At 73.0% G+C, this 16,658-nt stretch carries 9 protein-coding genes and 1 tRNA gene; 8 read left to right on the top strand and 2 right to left on the bottom strand.

Annotation, left to right across the window (positions count from 1 at the left end):
• The first annotated feature begins 201 nt into the window (after nt 1–201).
• From ACFVHI_RS31150 to ACFVHI_RS31135, 4 genes are all read left to right on the top strand, one after another.
• Nucleotides 202–8,679, top strand: a complete 8,478-nt coding sequence (locus tag ACFVHI_RS31150; protein ID WP_380345004.1) for a type I polyketide synthase — start codon at nt 202–204, stop codon at nt 8,677–8,679.
• 268 nt (nt 8,680–8,947) lie between these two features.
• A complete protein-coding gene (locus ACFVHI_RS31145; protein ID WP_380345003.1) occupies nt 8,948–10,150 on the top strand; it encodes an RICIN domain-containing protein in 1,203 nt (400 codons plus the stop codon).
• 246 nt (nt 10,151–10,396) lie between these two features.
• A complete protein-coding gene (locus ACFVHI_RS31140; protein WP_380345001.1) occupies nt 10,397–10,531 on the top strand; it encodes a hypothetical protein in 135 nt (44 codons plus the stop codon).
• A gap of 89 nt (nt 10,532–10,620) precedes the next feature.
• A complete protein-coding gene (locus ACFVHI_RS31135; RefSeq protein WP_380344999.1) occupies nt 10,621–11,649 on the top strand; it encodes an NAD-dependent epimerase/dehydratase family protein in 1,029 nt (342 codons plus the stop codon).
• Here ACFVHI_RS31135 and ACFVHI_RS31130 read toward each other — a convergent pair.
• A complete protein-coding gene (locus tag ACFVHI_RS31130; protein WP_380344997.1) occupies nt 11,646–12,989 on the bottom strand; it encodes a tetratricopeptide repeat protein in 1,344 nt (447 codons plus the stop codon). The genes ACFVHI_RS31135 and ACFVHI_RS31130 overlap by 4 nt on opposite strands.
• Nucleotides 12,990–13,231: 242 nt before the next feature.
• Here ACFVHI_RS31130 and ACFVHI_RS31125 point away from each other — a divergent pair, with 242 nt between their 5' ends.
• The 3 genes from ACFVHI_RS31125 (at nt 13,232) to ACFVHI_RS31115 (ending at nt 15,788) form a co-directional block, all read left to right on the top strand.
• Nucleotides 13,232–13,687 (top strand): ATP-binding protein, encoded by a 456-nt coding sequence (locus ACFVHI_RS31125; protein WP_380344995.1) that lies wholly within the window; start codon nt 13,232–13,234, stop codon nt 13,685–13,687.
• Between the two features lie 815 nt (nt 13,688–14,502).
• Nucleotides 14,503–14,640, top strand: a complete 138-nt coding sequence (locus ACFVHI_RS31120; RefSeq protein WP_159398702.1) for a hypothetical protein — start codon at nt 14,503–14,505, stop codon at nt 14,638–14,640.
• Nucleotides 14,637–15,788 (top strand): methyltransferase domain-containing protein, encoded by a 1,152-nt coding sequence (locus ACFVHI_RS31115; RefSeq protein WP_380344993.1) that lies wholly within the window; start codon nt 14,637–14,639, stop codon nt 15,786–15,788. Before ACFVHI_RS31120 ends, ACFVHI_RS31115 begins: the two co-directional genes overlap by 4 nt.
• A 52-nt stretch (nt 15,789–15,840) precedes the next feature.
• Here ACFVHI_RS31115 and ACFVHI_RS31110 read toward each other — a convergent pair whose 3' ends face one another.
• Nucleotides 15,841–16,227, bottom strand: coding sequence for a hypothetical protein (locus ACFVHI_RS31110; RefSeq protein WP_380344991.1), 387 nt, complete (start codon nt 16,225–16,227; stop codon nt 15,841–15,843).
• A 305-nt stretch (nt 16,228–16,532) separates the two neighbouring features.
• Between ACFVHI_RS31110 and ACFVHI_RS31105 the strand changes: the two genes are divergently transcribed.
• Nucleotides 16,533–16,609: transfer RNA gene (locus tag ACFVHI_RS31105), tRNA-Met, on the top strand.
• Nucleotides 16,610–16,658 lie beyond the last annotated feature (49 nt).

Below are 16,658 nucleotides of genomic sequence, written 5' to 3'. Positions count from 1 at the left end.
AGTAGACCTGCATCCCGCCCGCCGTGTCAGACCACGGTGATAGCGCGCCCGAGCAGCCGGGAGCCACGTACCGAGCCCGCACGAGGTGGCCAGACCCGCTGCGGCGAGTCCGCAGGACTCGGTCTGTGCCCGTGTGTTACTGGGTACGGAGGGGATCGACGGGGGAGTGGATCGCGAGTGGCGAGAGGTCGGAGCTGGGGCGTGAGTGGTGACCTGCGGTATGACGATCTGGTGCGGCCGCTGCCGGAGTTGCTGAAGAGGCACGCCGAACGGTCGGCGGAGCGGGTGGCGTTCCACGACTTCTCGCGCGGTGTCAGCTACGCCGAGTTGGAGCGGCGGACCGGGCGGTTGGCCGGGTCGCTCGTGCGGGCGGGGGTCCGGCGCGGCGATCGGGTGGCGCTCTGCCTGGGCAACTGCGTGGAGCTGGTGGAGGGTTGCCTCGCGGTGCTGCGGGCGGGGGCGGTCGGCGTCCTGCTCAACCCCCGCTCCTCCGACGACGAACTCGACTACTACCTGCGGGACAGCGGCGCCTCGGCCATCATCACCGACCCCGCGCATCTCACGCAGCTCCACCGCCTCGGCCCCGCGTACCGCGGCCTGCACACCGTGCTCACCGGGGCGGGTCCGATCCCCTCGAACGCCCCCGACGGCACCGTCCTCTTCGAGGCTGCGGCCTCGACCGGGGACGGGCCCGCGGCCCCCGACGACCTGGGGCTCGACGATCCGGCCTGGCTGCTCTACACCTCCGGGACCACCCACCGCCCCAAGGGCGTGCTCTCCACACAGCGCAGCGCACTGTGGTCGGTGGCGGCCTGCTACGCGCCGCTCTTCGGGCTCTCCTCCGAGGACCGGCTGCTGTGGCCGCTGCCGCTGTTCCACAGCTTCGGGCACTCCCTCGCGATCCTGGGCACCACGGCCGTCGGCGCGAGCACCGCGATCGCCGGTGAACTGCCGACGTCCGGCGACCTGCTGACGCCCGGCAACCTGTGGCGCACGCTGCGCACCCCGAGCGCAGCCCTCGGCGGGCCGTTCACCGTCCTGGCCGGCGTCCCCACGACGTACCACCGATTGATGTCCTCGGCGAAGGACACCCCGCTCCCCGCGCCGGGGCCCGGGCTGCGGCTCTGCGTCACGGCGGGCGCGCCGTGCCCGCCCGAGCTGCGCGGGGCGGTGGAGGAGACGCTCGGCGCGCCGCTGCTCGACGTCTACGGCAGTACCGAGACGTGCGGCGCGATCGCGGTGGCCCGCCCGAACGGCCCCCGGGTCGACGGGTCCTGCGGACTGCCGGTACCCGGCGTCGAGGTCCGCGTCGTCGATCCGGACAGCGGCGTCGACGTCCTCGCGGGCGGCGAGGGCGAGATCTGGGTCAGCGGTCCGAATCTCATGACGGGCTACCACGACCAGCCGGAAGCGACGGCCGCCGCGCTGCGCGAGGGCTGGTACCGGACCGGGGACCTCGGCCGGCGCGCCGAACACGGCCACCTCGTCCTCACCGGCCGGGTCAGCGAACTGATCATCCGGGGCGGCGAGAACATCCACCCCACGGAGGTCGAGCACGTTCTGCGGGGTTGTCCCGGGGTGCGGGACGCCGTGGTCCTCGGCCTGCCGCACGCCGTCCTCGGGGAGGTCCCAGTCGCCTTCGTGGTGGCCGGCCCGGAGGGCCTGGACCCGCGGCTGGTGCTCGACGTCTGCCGCTCGCAGCTCGCGGAGCACAAGGTCCCCGTCGAGGTCCGCGAGATCGCGGCCGTCCCGCGCACGCCGTCGGGCAAGATCGTCCGCCATGCGGTGCTCAGCGACCCGGCTGCGGCGCCGGCCCCGGCCCCGGCCGGGGGCTCCCTGGACCGCGGGCTGCTGTCGCTGCCCCGGGAGGAGCAGGAACGCGCGCTGTGCGAGAGGGTGTGCGCCGAGACGGCCCGGGTCCGCGGACGCGCGCCGGCGAGCGGGCCCGACGCGGGCGGTTCGTTCGCTGACCGCTCGTTCACGGACGTCTCGTTCGCGGACAGTTCCTTCGCGGACCTCGGGCTGACCTCGCTCGGCGCCATCGAGCTGATCGACCGGCTCGCGGCGTCGACCGGGCTGAGCCTGCCGACGACGCTGGTCTTCGACCACCCCACCCCGGCCGCCGTCGCCCGCCACCTGCACACCGAACTGTTCGCCGCCGAGCCCGCCGTACCCGCCGTACACACGACCGCCCCCGCACCGCGGACCGCCGAGCCGGAGGAGCCGTACGACCGGGACCCGGTGGTGATCGTCGCCATGGCCTGCCGCTACCCCGGTGGCGTGGAATCCCCCGAAGGGCTCTGGGAGTTGGTGTCGCAGGGCACGGACGCGATCTCGGACCTGCCGACCGACCGCGGCTGGGACCTCGCCGCCCTCTACGACCCCGACCCGGACCGGATCGGCACCTGCTACACCCGCAGCGGCGGATTCCTGCACAGCGCCGCGGAGTTCGACGCGGGCCTGTTCGGCATCTCGCCGCGCGAGGCGCTCGCCATGGACCCGCAGCAGCGGCTGCTGCTGGAGGTCACCTGGGAGGCGTGGGAGCGGGCCGGGATCGACCCGGCGTCCGTCCGGGACAGCGACACGGGCGTCTTCCTCGGGGTGATGTACGGCGATTACGCCTCCCGCTTCACCGAGCACGAACTGGAGGCCCACCTCGCCCTGGGCTCGGCCGGCAGCGTGGCCTCCGGCCGGCTCTCCTACGTGTTCGGCCTGCGCGGGCCCGCGATCACCGTCGACACGGCGTGCTCGTCCTCGCTGGTCGCCGTGCACCAGGCGGCCCAGGCGCTGCGCTCGGGCGCGTGCTCGCTGGCGCTGGCCGGCGGCGTCACGGTGATGGCGACGCCCAACCCGCTGGTCGCGTTCAGCCGCCAGCGCGCCCTCGCGCCCGACGGCCGGTGCAAGTCCTTCTCGGCCACGGCGGACGGCACCGCCTGGGCCGAGGGCGCCGGGGTGCTGCTGCTGGAGAGGCTGTCCGACGCGCGCCGCAACGGACACCCGGTGCTGGCGGTGGTGCGCGGCAGCGCCGTCAACTCCGACGGCGCGTCCAACGGCCTGACCGCGCCCAACGGCCGCGCCCAGCAGCGCCTGATCCAGCTGGCGCTGGCCGACGCCGGGCTGCGCGCGCACGAGGTGGACGCCGTGGAGGCGCACGGGACGGGCACCGCGCTCGGTGATCCCGTCGAGGCGCGGGCGCTGCTCGCCGGCTACGGCCGGGGCCGGGGGCCGGAAGGCCCTCCGCTGTGGTTGGGCAGCGTCAAGTCCAACCTCGGACACACCCAGGCCGCCGCCGGAGTCGCCGGGATCATCAAGATGGCCCAGGCCATGCGGCACGGCGAGTTGCCCAGGACCCTGCACGTGGCAGCCCCCACCCCGCACGTCGACTGGTCGGCGGGCCGGGTCGAGCTGCTGACCGCCGCCCGGCCGTGGCCCGCGCCCGCCGGCCGACCGCGCCGGGCCGGCGTATCGGCCTTCGGCATCGGCGGCACCAACGCGCACGTGATCATCGAGGAGCCAGCCGCCGCCGACCGCGCCCCGCTGCAGGAACCCGCGCGGCCCCAGGGGCTGGCGGTGCCGTGGCTGGTCGGCGGGGCCGACGAGGCGGCCCTGCGGGCCCAAGCGCGGCGGCTGGCCGACCACGTCGCCGCCCGGCCGCGCCTCTCGTCGGCGGACGTGGGCTTCTCGCTGGCGGTGTCGCGGTCGGCGCTCACGCACCGGGCGATGGTGCCGGCTGCGGACCGCGAGCGCATGCTGGCCGGACTCCGGGCGGTCGCCGACGGCACGCCCGCCGACGGCACGTCCGGCGCCGGGGCGTTGACGCGCCTGGCCGACCCGCGCACCCGCACCGCCTTCCTGTTCACCGGGCAGGGCGCGCAGCGCACGCGGATGGGCGAGGAGCTACGGGAGGCGTTCCCCGCGTTCGCCGAGGCCTTCGACGAGGTCTGCCACGCGCTGGACGGCGAACTCGACCGGCCGCTGCGCACGGTGATCCGCGCCGAGCCGGGCTCGCCGGACGCCCTGCTCGACCGCACGGACTTCACACAGGCCGCCCTGTTCGCCTACGAGGTGGCGCTCTTCCGGCTGGTGGAGTCCTGGGGCATGCGGGCCGACTTCCTGGCCGGGCACTCCGTGGGCGAGTTGGCGGCCGCGCACGTAGCCGGCGTGCTGGACCTCGCCGACGCCGTGCGGCTGGTCGCGGCGCGCGGGCGACTGATGCGGGCGCTGCCCGACGGCGGGGCGATGGTGGCCCTCGACGCGGCGGAGCACGAGGTCCTGCCCGAACTCGCGGATGTGGCCGACCGCGTGGCGATCGCCGCCGTCAACGGACCGCGCGCGGTGGTGGTCTCCGGCGCGCGGGACGCGGTGCTCGCCGTCGCGGCGCGGTTCGAGGCCCGCGGCCGCCGCAGCACGCGGCTCAAGGTCGGCCACGGCTTCCACTCGCCGCTGGTGGACCCGGTGCTCGACGAGTTCCGCCGCGTCGCCGAGACGCTGGAGTTCCGGCCGCCGCGGATCCCGGTGGTCTCCACCGTGACGGGGTCTCGGGCGGCGCCGGAGGAACTGGGCTCCGCGGACTACTGGGTGCGGCACGCGCGGCTTCCCGTGCGGTTCGCCGAGGCCGTGGAGTGGCTGGGCGCCAACGGCGTCGGGGGCTTCCTGGAACTCGGCCCGCAGCCCGTGCTCACCGCGTACGCGCAGGAGTGCCCGGCCGTCCAGGACGGCGGCCCGGAGTTCCAGGACGGCGGCGGCCCGGTGTTCGCCTTCGCGGCCCGTGACGGCGAGCGGGAGCCGGACACGCTGCTGGCGGCCGTGGCCCGGTTCCACGTGCGCGGCGTCGGCGTCGACTGGCCCGCGGTGTTCGCGGAGCGCGGGCTGCGGCGCGGGCTGCGGCGGGTGGAACTGCCGACCTACGCCTTCCAGCGCCGGAGGTACTGGCTGGACCCACCGCGCCCGGCCGGGGCGGGTCCAGCCAGTACCTTCGGCGAGCATCCGCTGCTCGGCCCGCCGTTCGAGGTGCCGGGCACCGGGCACACGGTGCTCTCCGGCCTGCTGTCGGCGGGCGCCCAGCCGTGGCTCGCCGACCACGTCGTCGGCGGGGCGCCGCTCGTGCCGGGGACGGCGTTCGTCGAGATGGCCGTGCGCGCGGGCGACGCGGCCGGCTGCGGCACGCTGGAGGAGCTCGTGATCCTGCGGCCGCTGGCCCTGCCCGCTGCGGGGGTACGGGTCCAGGTCGTGGTGGGGGCGGTGGACGACTCCGGCCGGCGGTCCGTCGAGATCCACGCGCGACCGGTGGAGCCCGCCGAGGCCGCCGATCCCGCCGAGCCAGCATGGACGCCGCACGCCACCGGCCTGCTCGCCCGCACGCCCGAGCCGGGCACGGCACCGGAGGGGCACGGCCTGACGCAGTGGCCGCCGCCCGGCGCCGCGGAGATCGATCCCGCCGGCGCCTACGAAGCCGCGGCGGGGCGCGGTCTGGCCTACGGGCCCGCGTTCCGCGGCGTGCGCGCGCTGTGGCGGCGGGGTGCGGAGGTGTTCGCGGAGGTCCGGTTGCCCGAGCCGTGGACGGCCGAGGCGGACCGGTACGGCATCCACCCCGCGCTCCTGGACGCCGCCGCGCACGCCTCGATGCTCGCCGCGCACGCCCCGGGAACCGACCCGGACGGGGGCGCGGACGCGGACGGGGGCGCGGGTGGCGCCCGGGTGCCGTTCCAGTGGAGCGGCGTGTGCCTGCACGCCGCCGCGGCGTCGACGGTGCGGGTGCGGATCGCGCCGGTCGGCGAGGCAGGCCCCGCCTCGGAAGGCGGCGCGTTCTCGATCACGCTCACCGACCCGGCGGGCACCCTGGTGGCCCGCGTCAACTCCCTCTCCACCAGGGGACTTCCGGCCGGACACCGCGATCCCGGGCAGGACATCGCCCAGCGCGCCCTGCTGCGCCCCGACTGGGTCCCCGTCGCACTGCCCGGCCGGGCACCGCAGTCGGCGGGCTGGACGGTCCTCGGGCCGGACCAGCTGAACCTCGGCGCCTTCGTCCCCCTCGCCGGCCCGTCCTCGCCCGCGAACGGCCCGACCTCATCCACAGCGGGCGCGGACGCCACCGCCCCGCCCCGCCACCTGGCGGTCACCGCCGTCGGATCGGAATCGGAAACGGACCGCGACCCACTGGCCGACGTCCACCTACTGACCACGCGGGTGCTCAAGGTCCTCCAGGACTGGCAGGACGATCCGGCCACCGCGGGCTCGCAGCTCGTGGTGGTGACGCGGAACGCCACCGCACCCACGCCGGACCTGGCGGGAGCCGCGGTCTGGGGGCTGGTGCGTACGGCGCAGTCGGAGCTGCCGGGGTGCGTGGTCCTGATCGACGTGGACGAGGACCCCGCCTCCCTGCGTCTGCTGCCCGCGGCGGCCGCCAGCGGCGAGCCCCAACTCTCCCTGCGCGCCGGGCGGGCGACGGTGCCACGGCTGGTCGGCGTTCCGGCGACGGTGCCACGGCTGGTCGGCGCCCCGGCGGCGGTCCACCTGCCCGAGCCCTGGCCGGCCGAGAGTGCCCAGCCCCGCCGCTCCGGAGCCTTCGACCCGGACGGCACGGTGCTGATCACCGGCGGCACCGGAGCACTGGGCGCGGACCTGGCCGGGCACCTGGTCGACGCGTACGGGGTCCGCCACCTGCTGCTGACCGGGCGGCGCGGCCCGCACGCACCGGGCGCCGACGCCCTGCGCGCGAGTCTGGCGGAGCGGGGTGTGCAGGTCAGGATCGTCGCGTGCGACGCGGCCGACCGGGCCCGGCTCGCCGAGCTGATCGAGCAGTGCGATCCCCCGCTGACCGCCGTCGTGCACGCCGCCGGGGTCCTCGACGACGGGGCGCTGGCCGCGCTGTCCCCGGAGCGGCTGGCGGCGGTCCTGCGGCCGAAGGCGGACGCGGCCTGGTACCTGCACGAGTTGACCCGCGACCGGGGCCTGTCGGCCTTCGTCCTGTTCTCCTCGATCTCGGGCGTGCTGGGCCGGGCGGGCCAGGGCAACTACGCCGCGGCGAACTCGTTCCTGGACGCGCTCGCCCAGCACCGGGCCGCGGCCGGCCTGCCCGCCGTCTCGCTGGCGTGGGGCATGTGGGGCCACGACGCGGGCATGGCAGCCCAGTTGACCGAGGGCGCGGGGCACCCGAGGCCCGACGACGTGGTCCGGGCGTTCACCCCCGCCCAAGGACTGACCCTGTTCGACGCGGCACTGCGGACGGGAGCCCCCGTACTCGCGCCGGTCCTGCTCGACCGGGCCGCGCTGCGCACCGCCGCAGGGCAACTACCGGCACCGCTGCGTGACCTGGCGAGCCACGGTCGGCCCGCCGCCGAAGTGCAGAGCGGTGAGACCGAACCGCCGCCGGGCGGCCGGGAGGGCTCGGAGCCCGGAGCGTGGCGCACGCTGCTGGCCGGGCTGCCCGCCGAGGAGCGCGGGGCCGCGCTCACGGAACTGCTGCGCGGCGACGTGGCCGCGGTGCTCGGCTACTCCGGCGCGCAGGACCTGCCCGCCGGCAGGACCCTGGCCGAGCTCGGCTTCGACTCCCTGACGGCCGTCCAGTTCCGCAGCCGACTGAGTACGGCCCTGCGCCTGCGGCTGCCCGCGGCCGTCGTGTTCGAGCACCCGGCGATCGAGGACCTCGCCCGTCACGTACTCGACCTGCTCGACGACCTGCCCGACAACCTGCCCAACGACCTGCCCGACGGCACACCGCGTGAGCGCCCCGGCCTCCGGCCCACACCACCCACCGGCCGGCCCGCGCAGACGCTCGCGGCGCTGTACCGCGCGCTCTGCGAGCAGGGCCGGCCGGCGGCCGCGATGCACCTGGTGGTCGCGGCTTCCTCGGCCGCCGCGACGTTCGGCGCCGACGACGCCGCGGAGCACGCCGTGCCGCCGCTGCGCCGGGCCCGGGGCCGCGCCGGCTCCCCGGTCGTGGTCTTCTTCCCCGACCACCGTCCGCTCCCCGCATTCCCGGGAGGCGGATTCGCGGCCCTGCACGCCTGCTTCGAGGGCGAGTTGGAGGTCCTGGAGTTCCCGCACCCGGGCATCGGCGCGGGGTACGCCGTTCCGGCCGACCGGGAGACGCTCGCCCGCCTCCACGCCGAGACGGTGCTGCGGCACGTCGGCAACCGGCCCCTCGTCCTGGTCGGTGCTTCCGCCGGGGGCGCCGTCGCGCACGCCGTGACCCGACGCCTCGAACTCGGGGGATCCGCTCCCTTGGGACAAGTGCTGATCGACACGTATCTCGTTCACCAGGGCAACCACTCCACGGACTGGCTGACCGCCCTGGCCGCTCCACCGGCCCCGTACCTCGCCGCGGACGTGAGCGCGGACGTGAGCGCGGACGTGAGTGCGGACGGATCCACCGGCGACGAGGACGCCGCCGTCGCGGCCATGGGCGCCTACACCGGGCTCTTCCTGGACTGGCGCCCGGAGCTCGTGGACACCCCGACCCTCCTCATCGGCGCCGCGCGCCCGACCCCACTGATGGCGGCGCGCGCGGACGGCGACTCCTGGCGCACGTCCTGGCCACTGCCACACGAGCGCGTCGAGGTGCCCGGCAACCACCTCTCCCTGGCACGAGAGGACGCCGCCACCACGGCAGCCGCGATCCGTACCTGGATCGACTCCCTCACCCACCCCGGCACCCCGCCGGAGGCCACCACCCGGTAGAGACAGCCAGGGCCGTCCGCGCGCCGTTCCTTGTCCAACGCCACACGTGCCAGACGAAGCTGGTGGCCGGTCTCCTCCTGCGCCCCGTCCTGCGACCAGGTCCGTGACGGTGACGCCCGTCTGCCAACAGGTCATCAGTGATCCATCAGGGAACTGTCAGAGAACTGTCAGGAACCCGGGGCGCGGCGTTCGGGCCGACCTAGCATCCGAGCATCGTCTCTTCCCCACGGACGATCTTCACCACTCTCAGTGATCGAGGTACTTCGGCATGCGCGGTCTCTCCCGCCGGTCCCACACGCTCGCCCAACGCGCCGTCGCGGGCGTCCTGCTGTCGGGTCTGGCCGTTGCCGGCCTGATGGTCTCGCCGCAGCGGGCCGCCGCAGCCGACTGCGACGGCCAGAGCAGCGTGGGCGGCGGCAACTGCACCACGGCCCTGATCAACTCCATCGGTGCCATGATCGGCGGCTTCCGCAGCGCGGCCCTCCAGGCGCAGGCCGACAACGCCGCGTTCACCCAGGGCATGGCCAGCCAACTGAGTGCCGCGGCTCCCGGCTACAACGTCATGGTGTTCAAGTACGACGGCACCGACCTCTACGACACCATCTGGTTCCGCAACGTGTACGAGGCGAACATGAACGGGGTGCTGGTCGACACCACCGTCAAGCTGCAGCACCACGACTCGCAGGGCGGGCCGGCAGGCTACGACGACTTCCGCATCTGGGTCTTCGCAGGTGACTCGACCTTCACCAACAAGGGCGACGGCGGGTACGGGAACTGGGCCTTCGTCGGCTCCGACTCCGACCGGACCGTGAGCACCACCAGGTCCTGTGTGCTGATCCGCTGCGTCGACAGCAAGCGGATCATCCACTTCCCCGCCCGCGACATCACGGTCCCGGGCGTCCCCAAGAGTGGTGGCACCCCGATCACCGACACCCCGGGCACCCCCGGCATCCCCGCGCACGATGACGGTGATGACGGCAACGACGACGGCAACGACGGCAACGACGACGGCGGCGACACCAGCACCACCCCGGCCATCCCCGCGCACCAGCGCGGCGGCAAGGGCGGGGGCGGCAAGGGCGGCAGCGGTGGTGGTGCCGGCATCGCCGGGCTGCACCACCCCAAGGTGAAGAACGGCCGGGGCCCGGTGGTCACGGGGTCCTCGATCCTGGCCGGAGCCAGCGGCGCCAAGAACTCCGCTTGGCAGTTCACCGCCCTGGGCAACGGCCGGTACAAGATCACCAGTGCCGTCTCCGGGCTCGCGCTGACCGAGAACACCAAGACCTTCTTCGCCGAGGCCAAGCCGTGGACCGGCGCCGACGCGCAGAAGTGGCAGCTCGTCAGCGCAGGCGGCGGCCAGTACCAGATCCGGATCACCGACCAGGACTGCCTGACCTACGACGAGGACGCCAAGGCGCTCGGCGTCTGGACCTGCGACAACGCCTGGAATCAGCAGTGGAAGCTCCAGTAGCAGTCACCCACGCACGCTGACCCGACGCACCCCGACCCGGCACCCGCCCGGGTCGGGGTGAGGCCGTATCCGAACAGTGCCTGGTGGCGGCCGATATCCGGCCTCGGATCACGCGGTGGTGTGGCGGGTGATCAGTTCCAGCAGACGGTGTACGGCCTCGTCCACTCCCGGGCGGTGTACGGCGACCACGGTGGTCTCCAGGTGGGGTGACTCTCCCCGCAGCGGGACATAGGCGACTCCGCGCTCGTGACGGACTGGGCGATACGCGGACAGCCCTACGGCTGCCGGGCGTTCGTCGTCCTGCTGGTGTTCGGCATGGTCTTCGGTCTGACGGTCGTCGTCGCCGAATCCGTGATCAAGATTGGAGCAGCAGGTCGTTGACCGGTACCTCGACCTGCTCCGCGACCGGTAGGGGCCCCGATTCTGCGGGCGGCTGCGCGCGAAGGCGCCGGGCTGGCAGGATCGCCCGCATGAGGATTCTCGTGCTGGGCGGTGGCTGGTTCCTGGGCCGGGCGGTCGTGAGTGGCGCGCTGGAACGAGGTTGGGAGGTGACCACGTTCACGCGCGGCCTGTCCGGTGTCCCGGTGCCCGGAGCGGTCGCGGTGCACGGCGACCGGGAGCGGCCGGAGGACATGGCGCGATTGGCCGAGCACGGACCGTGGGACGCCGTGATCGACACCTCCGCCTCCGAGCTGTCGCCCCGCACTGTGCTGGGTGGCACCCGGGCCCTGGAGCCGGTCGTCAGCCGGTACGTCTACGTCTCCACGGTGTCCGTCTACGAAGGCTGGCCCATCGAGCCTCTGACCGTGGACTCGCCCGTGCTGGATGCCCCGGCCGACGCCGGACCGGAGTACGGGCAGCTCCCAGAGGGGTGGACAGGCCCAGACACGTACTACGGACGGCAGAAGGCCGGCGCCGAGCGGGCAGTGACCGAAGCATTCGGCCTCACCCGTACGAGTCTGCTCAGGCCGGGCGTCATCCTCGGGCCCGGCGAGTACGTCGGCAGGCTGCCGTGGTGGCTGCGCAGGGCCGAGCGAGGAGGCCGCATCCTCGCGCCGGGCGATCCGGCGAAGTCGATCCAGCCAGTCGATGTGCGGGATGTGGCGGCCTTTGCGCTCGATCAGGCCCAGCGTGTCGGGCACCAGGTTCACAACGTCACCGCACCGGTGGGCCGCGAGACGATGGGCGGCTTCCTCCAAGCGTGCATGGACGTGACCGGCAGCTCCGGCGAGTTGGCGTGGGTCACCGATGAGGTCCTGCTCCGCAGCGGCCTGCGCCAGTGGACAGAGATCCCGCTCTGGCGGACACATCCAGGCGTGTGGGCCATCGACTCGTCGTCGGCGATCGCGGCCGGCTTCCCCCGCCGGCCGCTGGCGGAAACCGTCGCAGACACGTGGTCCTGGCTCCTCCAGGGCAACATGCCCGTTCCGCATCAGCGGTGGGACGAACATGGGATTGCCCCGGACAAGGAGCGCGCCGTTCTGGAGGGTGCCCGCTAGCCGATCCCCCCGTCGATGGCGAGCCGCACCGCGCCGGGTCCGAGGGTGCGCGGTGCGGCGACCAGCGTAAAGTCGTCGATCTGCTCTGCGAGGTCCCGCGCGACCAAGGCGTCGCGGAAGCTCGGCGAGGCCAGCTCCGCCCGGACCGCGTTCACCCGGCCTACGAGGCCGGCCCCGCGCCACTCCCTCGGCAGACTCAGTACGGGACGCATGGCCTCAGCGGCACCGTCCAGGTCACGCCGCATCAACAGGGCCGTCGCCAGGTCCGCGCCGGCTTGCGGGGCAACCGCGAGCGGTGTGGAGGCCGAGGACTGGGAAGCGATCAGTTCCAGCGACCGCCGGGCGGAGGCCTCCGCGCCGACCCCGTCCCGCAAGAGAAGCAGGGTTGTGCTGTTGCTCATGGCGACGCGTTCCACGCTGAAATCGAACTCACCTGCGATCCCATCGTGGAGATCGTCCACGGCGGGGCCTCGATCGGCCAAGCTTCGATCTATTGCTGCGTGGGCCTCCTCGGCCCGGCCGAGGTGCGCATACGAGCGGGCAGCGATTGCCGCCAGCCTCGCCTGGCCCGTGGCACCAACCCCTCGGAACGAATGGGCCCGCTCGATCTGGCGAACCGCCTGGGCGGGGTTGCCGCCCCAGTAGTACAACAGGGCGAGGTAGCCGTGGGCGTACGCCTGGAGCGGCCCGTGCTCCGCCACCTGGCCGTACAGGGCAGAGGCACGCATCAGTTCAACTGCGGTCGGCATCGAGCCGAGATCGAACGCGCAGGCACCCAGGAGCGCCGATGCCTGGCCGGCGACGACGTAGAGGCGGCCTCGTTGGGACAACAGCTGCGTACGGTCGAGCATCACGGTGGCAAGGCCGAGCAGTTCCTTGGCCGCCATGAAGATCTGGTGGGGAGGGGTGGTGGTGTTTGCTCGGACCAGGCGTACCAGGTCGTCCTCGAGTTGGTCGAGGCTGAGGTCGGGAAGCAACTGTGAGGCCGCGTCGGCGGCGTGGGCGCGGGCATCTCGTGCGGTCATGGCGAGTTCTCTTTCATCGAGCACTGGAGTGGGTACTGCGCGCAGTACCTGTGCCTGCTCGTCGGTGCAGGGCGCGAAGAGTTCGTCGACGGGCTTGCCGTACATCCGCTCGAGAATTGCGGGTGCCGGGTGGTGAGGCCGGGCGACTTGTCCGGCACGCCACCGCGTGAAGCTCTTGTCCGTCAGAACGACGTTTCTGAAGGCGATATCCCCGGTCCGCTCGTAGAGGAGCGCTGCGACCCGCCTGTACTCGGCCAGGAAGCTCCGGAAATCCATGCGGGCCTCGGTGACTAAGACATCGAACACAGTGTTCATCGCGTCGCGGTCCCTTCGGGGCCGCAGCCCCAGCTGCGAACTACTTCATCCCCTTGCCTACCACCTCTGGACCGGTGGCCACACAGGTGATGCGGAAGTGTCCACGAACTGTCCGCAGCTTGTCCCTGGCCTCACCCGAACGAGGAGCAAGTGTCCCTGCTTCGTGGGTGGTTCTGTCTCCGCACCCCAGTCCATGGTTGATCCCCGTAAGCGAACTGTGACGGGGCGTCAAGACGCTCCTGATGACGGGAGCGATGCACATGGTGGCCGTCGAACAGCCGCGATCTCTCCACCACTGGGAGGCCACGCTGACGGCAGAGGCGGCCGCGGCTTCCACGGCACGCCGAATGGTGGGCTCAGTGCTCAGAGAGTGGGGATGGGAGAACGACCGGGCATCCGACCTGGTCCTCATCGCCTCGGAACTGGTGACAAACGTCGTTCGGCACGCCAGCCGGTCGCGCGGCAGTATCGGTCTGCACCTTCAGGAGACCGGCGGCGACTGCCGGATCGAGGTTCTGGACTGCCGCCCTGACCTGCCGCTGCCGGAAACTCCGGTTGCCCGCGGCGAGTGTGGCCGGGGGCTGCTCCTCGTCCGCGAGCTAGCGGACGGAACGGGTGTGGTAACGACCGCCACGACAAAGAACGTGTGGGCAAGGGTCCTTCTTGCCGCTGGCGATGCGCCGAGGCGCACTCCGTGAAAACCGCGACCAGACGGGCCATGCGGGCCGTCGGTTGGCAGCGTCGCCGAACGCCGCCTACTCCCCGGTCGGCGCCCACCCGGGCCGAGGCGGAACGCCCCACCGCCCCGGGCGTCTTCACCCGCGAGCGGCCCTGGAGGCCGGCCGCACCGTTCTGGTGCACCGCCACCGCCTACTACGCCTTCGGCCAGCCGCTGACGCTGTGGACGGCGTCGGCGGCGCGCGACGTCCGGACGGCCGTCAGGGACGTCATCCACCACATGTGCGTCCTCGAACTCGCCAACCTGGCCGCCCAGATGGGACCCGTCTTGCCCTCTTCCACCCCGACAGCCGCGCCATCCTGCTCGAAGCCCTCCGGACCCACCACGGCCAGCCGGCCGCCCCGCCGATCGGGCGCCGCGAACTGTCCATCCTGATGTGCAGCGCGATGCTGCGCGCAGTCGGCCAGGAGTGGACCGAACAAGGTGACGTCTGGGCGCGGGTCGCAGCATGGTCGTCTTCCACTGGAACCGCGCCGGAATACCCACGGCAGACCAAGCGGTCCTCGCCCGCGCGGCCCGCAGCCACATCCTCGGCGCCCCCGCGCCCCCCACCCATGAAACAGCCGACCAGCCGTTCCCAGCACAAGCGAGCCGATGAACCCTGTGCACAGGGCAGGGGTTCGGCTATCGAACTCCCATCCCGGGCTGCTGGTTGAGGTTCACCCCGCCCGGGGCGGGGCATCACCCCTGCCGCACGGCAGGTACTCGCTGTGCCCCCGGGTGCGGCGGGAACAGCACCGCCCCTGCAAGTCGAACAGAGAAAGGACGCTGACCATGGGAGACGAGAACAAGGGTGGACCGAACGACGGCAAGGGCGGCGGGCACGCCAAGCCCGGCTCGCCGGCCATCGGCCCGAACCCCTCGAAGGACGGCCAGCAGCCGACCCCGGCACCGAAGCACAAGAAGAGTTGACCCCCGAACAGCAGCGGGCCGCACTGGTGGCGTCGCTCACCGACGCCGGTTCCCTGCCCCCCGGATGGGCTCCGGCCGTGGCGGCCGTGCCGCGACACGTGTTCCTCCCCGACACCATCTGGGCGGACGAGGACGGCGGCGACACCGAGTGCAGCCGGACCAAGGAACCCGAGCGGTGGATGCGGCTCGCCTACAGCGACCTGCCGATCGTCACGCAGTGGGACGACGGTGCCGGGGACGGCGACCACCGTACTCCCACGTCGTCGGCATCCATGCCCACCATGGTGGCCGAGATGCTGTCCGACCTGGACGCGACCCCCGGGCATCGGGTGCTCGAAATCGGGACGGGCACCGGCTACAACGCGGCGTTGTTGGCGCATCGCCTGGGCGCCGAGATGGTGTCCACCGTCGAGGTGGACGCGCAGGTCACCGCGCAAGCCCGCGCCGCACTTCGCAGTACCGGTTACACCCCCGAAGTCGTGTGCGGGGACGGCTCGTTCGGCTGGGGCGTACGCGCCCCGTACGACCGGATCATCTCCACCGTGTCCCTGCGGGACGTCCCGCCTGCCTGGGTAGCTCAGACCCGGCCGGGCGGGGTGATCGTCAGCCCCGTCTCACCGCTACTGGGCGGCGGGGCGATCGTGCGGCTCGCGGTGGGAAGCGACGGGACGGCAAGCGGTCCGTTCACCCGATCGGCGGCGTTCATGGTGCTGCGCCAGCAGCGCTACCAGGGCACTCCGGTGGACGACTACCTGCCCGGTGAGTGGCCGGGCGACTCCGCGCAGTCCTGGACGAGTCTCGACCCCGAAGCCATCGGGGGCGACTGGCTTGCGCAGTTCGCCTGCGCCCTCGCCCTGCCGGACGTGTACTACCGGCGCAACGAGTTCGGTGACGGCGGCTGGACGTGGTGGCTGTTCGACACGGCCGTCACGTCTTGGGCAACGGTCGACTCCGTGCCCGGGGAATCCCGGTTCGAGGTCCGCCAGTCCGGGCCCCGGCAGCTGTGGGACGAAACGGAGGCCGCCCACACCCAGTGGATGGCCGCCGGAAGCCCCGGTTACGAGCGGTACGGGCTCACGGTGACACCTGCCGGACAGGCGGCTTGGTTGGACGAGCCCGGCAATCCCCTCCCGGGGCACCGCAAGTAGAGCGGTAGCCGCGCTCCTGCTCGCGCAGAGCGGGGATCGGCTCCAGGCCGGGTCAGCAGTTCGGAACGGGGTCGGTCTCACTGGTGATGGCGGTGTCCTTCATGAAGCCGAGCTGGCCGTTGTCGGCGACGGTCATCAGCCAGCGGGTCGGGTGCGGCCCGCCGACCCAGGCCTGGTTGTCCTCCTTGCAGTAGAACCAGCTGGGGTCGGAGTTCATGTAGCCGACGACGGTGTCGGGGTCCGGGTAGACGTGGTTGTTGCCGACCACGCCGTACACGGGGGAGCCGGGCACGTTGTGGCAGTACCACCGGTTGCTCTCCCCGGGCCAGCAGTTGTCAGCCGCCGAGGCGGACGGCGCGGCCACGACGCCCAGGCTGACGGCGAGGACGGTGGCTGCAGCGGCGGCGGTGATCCTGGCGGCACGCACGGTGCTGAACATGTCTCACTCCTGGAGTTGTGCCTGCGAGTCGGCCCGGACCGCAGCATGCCCAGCAGTCCAGACATGTCACACATTCGACACGAGCAATAACGCAAAGTAGCTGATTCTCGGGGGTTCGTGGCCGAACGTCTTCGATCGCACGCACGGACGTCGGGGCGCGTGTTCGCCCCTGCCGCATCACCTGTCGGCGATGTCAGCCGCCGGCTCCCGCGAGGGACTGCCCGGTGAGGGTGGCCCTGCGGAAGCGGCCGCCGGGTAACCGATTAGGTGATCGCGGACCGGTGCCGTACGGTCGGTACTACCGACGCGGGGTGGAGCAGCTCGGTAGCTCGCTGGGCTCATAACCCAGAGGTCGCAGGTTCAAATCCTGTCCCCGCTACCACAAACGCCGAAGGGGCGGACGCGCACTGCGCCGCCCCCCCCTAGGGCGA

The sequence above is a fragment of the Kitasatospora sp. NPDC127121 genome, assembly GCF_042677305.1.
Lineage (GTDB): Bacteria > Actinomycetota > Actinomycetes > Streptomycetales > Streptomycetaceae > Kitasatospora.
The sequence above is the reverse complement of the archived record's forward strand: the minus strand, read 5'-3'. Positions and strand labels throughout refer to the sequence as shown.

What these genes read in the sequence shown, in the direction of transcription:
- ACFVHI_RS31145 (WP_380345003.1), top strand. Translation starts at nt 8,948, where the DNA reads ATGCGCGGTCTCTCCCGCCGGTCCCACACGCTCGCCCAACGCGCCGTC.
- ACFVHI_RS31135 (WP_380344999.1), top strand. Translation starts at nt 10,621, where the DNA reads ATGAGGATTCTCGTGCTGGGCGGTGGCTGGTTCCTGGGCCGGGCGGTC.
- ACFVHI_RS31130 (WP_380344997.1), bottom strand. Translation starts at nt 12,989, where the DNA reads ATGAACACTGTGTTCGATGTCTTAGTCACCGAGGCCCGCATGGATTTC.
- ACFVHI_RS31125 (WP_380344995.1), top strand. Translation starts at nt 13,232, where the DNA reads ATGACGGGAGCGATGCACATGGTGGCCGTCGAACAGCCGCGATCTCTC.
- ACFVHI_RS31120 (WP_159398702.1), top strand. Translation starts at nt 14,503, where the DNA reads ATGGGAGACGAGAACAAGGGTGGACCGAACGACGGCAAGGGCGGCGGG.
- ACFVHI_RS31110 (WP_380344991.1), bottom strand. Translation starts at nt 16,227, where the DNA reads ATGTTCAGCACCGTGCGTGCCGCCAGGATCACCGCCGCCGCTGCAGCC.